Below are 5,170 nucleotides of genomic sequence, written 5' to 3'. Positions count from 1 at the left end.
CGCACCGGCGATATCGGCCTGATTTCGGTGACCGGCGAAAGCGCGGTGTCTTCGGGCGTGCGCCGCATCGAGGCGCTGACCGGGAACCATGCGCGAAAACACGCCAACGATACGATTGCGCTGGCCAAATCAGCGGCGTCGGAACTGCGCACCACGCTCGACGACATGCCGGCGCGGATCGCAGCCTTGATGGAAGAGCGCAAGAAGCTCGAGCGCGACCTGTCGGATGCGCGCAAGAAGCTGGCGATGGGCGGCGGCGCTGCGGCTTCCAACGGCGCGGCGGTTGGTGTCGCCGGGGTCCGCGAGGTCGGCAATGTCAAGTTGTTGGCGCGCGCGGTCGAAGGTATCGAGATGAAGGATCTCAAGAGCCTTGCCGATGACGGCAAAAAGCAACTCGGCTCCGGCGTGGTCGCGATCGTCGGCGTCACCGGGGACGGCAAGGCCGGCGTCGTCGTCGGCGTGACGCCGGATCTGGTCGCGCGCTTCAATGCGGTCGATCTGGTGCGGGTGGCGTCCGAAGCGCTCGGCGGCAAGGGCGGCGGCGGGCGGCCCGATATGGCGCAGGCCGGCGGCCCCGACGGCGCCAAGGCGGACGCGGCGCTGACAGCGATCGAAAAGGCGATGGCAGGCGCCTGATGAGGCGCGCCGCCTGTTCGCTTAACGCGTTTCACTAACCCTTGCGCAGGAACACATAGTCCGCGGAGTAGGGCGCGCTTGAGAAGCTGCCGGCCTTGTCGCAGGCGCCGTCGAGCTTGCCACCCTTGGTGTTGATCCGCTGCACCGTCGTGACGCCGGTGAGGACGCCGCTGCCGCGCTGGGAGACCACGCTGAGCTTCAACCAGGGAATATCGCTCGGCGTAGCCCCCGGAGCATTGCCGGCGGCCTTTCCGACCACGGCGCTGCCGTCGCTGTGCTCCCAGTTCGGGCCGGCATAGTGCCGGCCGATGGTCTTGCCGTCGACCAGCAGGGTGGCGATCGGTTCGCGGAACGCCCAGGCCGATTTGCCGTCGGCGCCGGCCTTGCATTCGTACACCTGCGCGCCCTCGGCGTGCACGCTGAGCACGACCGCTTCTCCCGGCGCCGCGATGGCGTCGGGAAGCGGGGTCTCGGCGGCAAATGCGCTCGCAATGGATGCTGGCAGCAACAGCAGGGCGAACGCGAACCTCCTGACGGGCGGCATCAAACTGCCATCGCCTTGGTCAGGTTTTCCGCGACCTTGTCGAGGAAGCCGGTGGTGGAGAGCCAGCGCTGGTCGGCGCCGACCAGGAGTGCCAGATCCTTGGTCATGTAGCCGGCTTCCACGGTATCGACGCAGACCTTCTCCAGCGTGAGCGCGAACTTGCCCAGCGCCTCGTTGTTGTCGAGCTTGGCGCGATGCGTCAGCCCGCGGGTCCAGGCGAAGATCGAGGCGATCGAATTGGTCGATGTCTCCTTGCCCTTCTGATGCTCGCGGTAATGCCGCGTCACGGTGCCATGGGCGGCCTCGGCTTCCACCGTGTTGCCATCCGGCGTCATCAACACCGATGTCATCAGGCCGAGCGAGCCGTAGCCCTGCGCGACGGTATCTGACTGCACATCGCCGTCGTAGTTCTTGCAGGCCCAGACGTAGCCGCCGGACCACTTCATCGCCGCGGCGACCATGTCGTCGATCAGGCGATGTTCGTAGGTGATGTGCTTTGCGTCGAATTGCGACTTGAATTCCTTGTCGAAAATCTCCTGGAAAATATCCTTGAACCGCCCGTCATAGACCTTGAGGATGGTGTTCTTGGTCGAGAGATAGACCGAATAACCCTTGGACAGGCCCATGTTCAACGAGGCGCGGGCGAAATCGGCGATGGAATCGTCGAGATTGTACATCGCGAGCGCAATGCCGGCGCTGGGCGACTTGTAGACTTCCCGCTCGATCACCTTGCCGTCCTCGCCGACGAATTTCATGGACAGCGTGCCCTTGCTCGGGAACTTGAAATCGGTGGCGCGGTACTGATCGCCGAAAGCATGGCGGCCGATGATGATCGGCTTGGTCCAGCCCGGCACCAGCCGCGGCACGTTCTTGCAGATGATCGGTTCGCGGAACACCACGCCGCCGAGGATGTTGCGGATGGTGCCGTTCGGCGATTTCCACATCTCCTTGAGGCCGAATTCCTTCACCCGGGCTTCGTCGGGGGTGATGGTGGCGCATTTGACGCCGACGCCGACCTTCTTGATGGCGTTGGCGGCGTCGATGGTGACCTGGTCGTTGGTCTTGTCGCGGTATTCCATCCCGAGGTCGAAATACATCAGGTCGATATCGAGGAACGGGGTGATCAGCTTGTCCTTGATGTACTGCCAGATGATCCGGGTCATCTCGTCGCCATCGAGTTCGACGACGGGGTTGGTCACCTTGATTTTTGCCATGGAGATCGGGCCTTTTTGGAATAGCGCGTTTCGGGATGGGTGAGCTTGGATTGCAGCCGAGGCTATAGCATCCGAAAACGCGGGCTGGAAGGCGAATGGGAGTGCAGCCAAGGCCTGATTTCAAGGCCTGATTTCAGGCCAGTTTGAAACGCCGCTCCAGCCAGCTTCTCGCCTTGCCGGGCGCCATGGCGCGGATCACGTCGGCTGCGGCGCCGGGGTTCCGGCCGTCCAGCGTTTCGGCAATGTGCAGGTAGAGTCGGGCGGCGCGCCAATTGTGGTCCGGATGGCAAAGCTCCAGGATTCGGCGCCACACCGGCTCGGCGTGACGGGGGTCGACGGCGAAGCAGGCGCTCCAGATGGTCTCGAGCGCGTAGGCCTGCGACGCAGGGGGCTCGATCCGGGATGCCTGCGTCAGGCACTTTCCGAGCTCTGGTTCGGCGAAGCCGGGCAGCCCTCGCTCGAACGCGACGCGCAGCGGCCACGCCATCACGGCGACCGTGCCATAGTCGTCATGGCAGGACTGCGCTTCGCGCGCGGCTTCTTTCAGAATCGGCAGCACAAGGCGCTGCTCAGCGTGCGCCGCGACCGAGGCGAGCGCCTGGACGCGATACCACGCGTCGGGGCAGGCGCGAGCGGCTTCCAGCGCCCCGCCGGTGTCGGTCCGCGCCAGCTGTCCCGCCCTCCGACGGCCCATCACGGACGCGGTCGAAGGTGAAGGGGCGTGTGCATAGCGGCGCGGCGAATCCATCAAGGTTTCGTCGCGGCCGGCGCGGTTGCGGTTCGGGGCGGTCTGTCCCGGGCTTCACACCGGTTGGTTCAGCCTAGAACGCCGCCTGCGTGGCCGTCCCCGCCACGATGTACCAGGTGACGAACAGACCGCAGATCAGGGCGCCAGGCAGGCTGGAGCCGGTACGCCGCCAGGTAAAGGTGGCGACGATGGCGCAGATCGCCAGCAGCGGCACGAACTGGATGGCGACGATGGTGGAGAGCGGTACGAAGCCGGGGTCGGGCAGCGGATTGAACAGCTTTCCCGTCAGCCACAGCGTGCCGTATTGCAGCACCTCAAGCACGATGAAGCCGAGCGTGAGCGCCAGAATATTGGTCAGATAAAGCGCGCCGCGGCCGGTGCCCATGGTCGAGAAATTCCGGTGCAGCACATGCAGTGCGATTACGAAAAACGCCGTGAACGGCACCAGATAGATCAGGAAAATCAGGAATTGCTTGGCGTTCATCAGCTTGAGCGCGACAATCCAGAACCGGAAATCGATCTTGAACACGAGATCGGCCAGCAACAAGGCGGCATAGCCGACGATCACCGTGGCCAGGGCGATCAGGATTGACGGCCCGATAATACCAGACCGGCTGGCGCGCTTGGGCGCGAACGGCATCAGGGCCAGCGTGATCAGCCCGTTGAGGATGGCCCAGACCAGGATCTGGTTGGTGATGCCCTGGGGCAAATAGGCGGACGGCGTCACGAAGGTGCCGCCGATCGCGAAGGCCGGATAATAGGTCAGCGCCGGGATGAAGGCGGACAGCACCAACGCGATGGTCCAGCGGCGGCCGCCGGAGGCGACCGGGGCCGGCATGGTGCCGTCGGCGATCTCGGGTAGCCGGAGATGCGAAAACACGGGGGCTTCGAGCAGGCCGTCAAATACGCCGAGCAGGAGCGCGACGAAACCGATCAGCGCCACCAGGGTGCCGATTTCCTTGCGGAACCAGATCTGGTCGTCCGACGGGCGCGGCGTGCCGCCCTGCAAGGTTTTGGCGAACCAGTCGAGGCTGTAGCCGATCGCCTCATGCGAAATATGCTCGGCCGGGTGCGTGATCGCCGGCGTGTAGAGCACGCGCGCGGTGCCTTGCGCGATATCGCCATAGACCTTGCCGGGTTCGACCGCGCCCTGGGTACCGAACAGGGCCCAGAGTTTCGGGCTCTGGGTGACGTCCCGCGCCAGATCGACGCCCCACATCAGGGTTGAAAATTCCTCATATTGCGCGAATACCAAAGCGACATTGCGCGGCCAGCTCGCGGTCCCCTCGGCGGCGAACGGCTTGCCGGTGGAGGAACCCTCCAGCACCATCGACTTGTAGTCGTTGGGCATCGCCGCCGCGGCGGCGAGCACGGTCCAGCCGCCCATCGAATGACCCTCAAGGCCGATATTGCTCTTGTCGACGATGTCGAGGCTGCGCAGATGGGCGAGGCCATCGGGCCCGCCAAAACCGTTGGCGAAGGCGGGTCCGTCGCTGTAGCCGTGGCCGGTCTGGTCGAGGTCGAGCACCACATAGCCGCGGCGGGCGAATTCGATCGCAAAGCCGTCCTGGGTCTCGCGCGAATTGATGTAACCGTGAACCGCGAGAATGCCGGGGGCGGGGGTCTGGGCGGTTGCGTTGGGCGGGATATAGAGCAGGGCGCTCATGATGTTGCCCTTGGCGCCCGCAAAGCGCACATCCCTGATCTGGATGCCGCCGGAGGTTTGGGTGAAATAAGCGAGCACTCCGCCCGCCAGAATCAGAATCAATCCGGCAATCGCCAATGACCATCGGCTGCGCATGGTATCCCCTCCCCATTTTCCCGAGCCGTTGAACCGGCTTTCGGGTTCGCTTTGCGTTTGATTGATAGCGTATCCGAAACCCGACCGCGCGCAAGCGGAGGCTGTGGAGGGCTTGTCTGAGGTTCCGGCCGAAAGCCAAAAGACGTCACTAAGCCGATTATATTGCTTGAGAAATTCTGCCAGACAGGCCAACGAATAGCGCCGCCGCTGAGGTGTTGAATCAGATT

The 5,170-nt window shown here is 64.3% G+C and carries 5 protein-coding genes; 1 reads left to right on the top strand and 4 read right to left on the bottom strand.

The annotated features are described in order from the left end of the window. Window positions 1–636: DHHA1 domain-containing protein (locus ABR948_RS28050; RefSeq protein ID WP_428124321.1), on the top strand; the 636-nt coding region annotated here is incomplete at its 5' end. A 34-nt stretch (window positions 637–670) separates the two neighbouring features. On the opposite strand, the gene ABR948_RS28045 is transcribed toward ABR948_RS28050, so the two are convergent. The 4 genes from ABR948_RS28045 to ABR948_RS28030 all read right to left on the bottom strand — a co-directional run bounded on the left by ABR948_RS28045 (window position 671) and on the right by ABR948_RS28030 (window position 4,943). Beyond that, the gene (locus ABR948_RS28045; RefSeq protein WP_428124319.1) at window positions 671–1,180 is read right to left on the bottom strand and encodes a DUF3455 domain-containing protein; all 510 of its coding nucleotides are present in this window, start codon (window positions 1,178–1,180) and stop codon (window positions 671–673) included. Beyond that, window positions 1,180–2,394 (bottom strand): NADP-dependent isocitrate dehydrogenase, encoded by a 1,215-nt coding sequence (locus ABR948_RS28040; RefSeq protein ID WP_428124317.1) that lies wholly within the window; start codon window positions 2,392–2,394, stop codon window positions 1,180–1,182. The genes ABR948_RS28045 and ABR948_RS28040 overlap by 1 nt, the downstream gene beginning before the upstream one ends. A 133-nt stretch (window positions 2,395–2,527) precedes the next feature. After that, window positions 2,528–3,142 carry a hypothetical protein gene (locus ABR948_RS28035; protein ID WP_428124315.1) on the bottom strand — a complete coding sequence of 205 codons (615 nt, stop codon included), beginning with the start codon at window positions 3,140–3,142 and terminating at the stop codon, window positions 2,528–2,530. A 73-nt stretch (window positions 3,143–3,215) separates the two neighbouring features. Next, on the bottom strand, window positions 3,216–4,943 hold the full coding sequence (locus tag ABR948_RS28030) for an alpha/beta hydrolase family protein (protein WP_428124313.1): 1,728 nt from the start codon (window positions 4,941–4,943) through the stop codon (window positions 3,216–3,218). Window positions 4,944–5,170: the final 227 nt, after the last annotated feature.

Origin of the sequence: Bradyrhizobium sp. (assembly GCF_050014615.1) — a bacterium.
GTDB lineage: Bacteria > Pseudomonadota > Alphaproteobacteria > Rhizobiales > Xanthobacteraceae > Bradyrhizobium.
This window is presented reverse-complemented; position numbering and strand designations above follow the sequence as displayed.

Excerpts from the sequence above, each read along its gene's own strand:
- ABR948_RS28045 (WP_428124319.1), bottom strand. The coding sequence starts at position 1,180 with ATGCCGCCCGTCAGGAGGTTCGCGTTCGCCCTGCTGTTGCTGCCAGCA.
- ABR948_RS28035 (WP_428124315.1), bottom strand. The coding sequence starts at position 3,142 with ATGGATTCGCCGCGCCGCTATGCACACGCCCCTTCACCTTCGACCGCG.
- ABR948_RS28030 (WP_428124313.1), bottom strand. The coding sequence starts at position 4,943 with ATGCGCAGCCGATGGTCATTGGCGATTGCCGGATTGATTCTGATTCTG.
- ABR948_RS28040 (WP_428124317.1), bottom strand. The coding sequence starts at position 2,394 with ATGGCAAAAATCAAGGTGACCAACCCCGTCGTCGAACTCGATGGCGAC.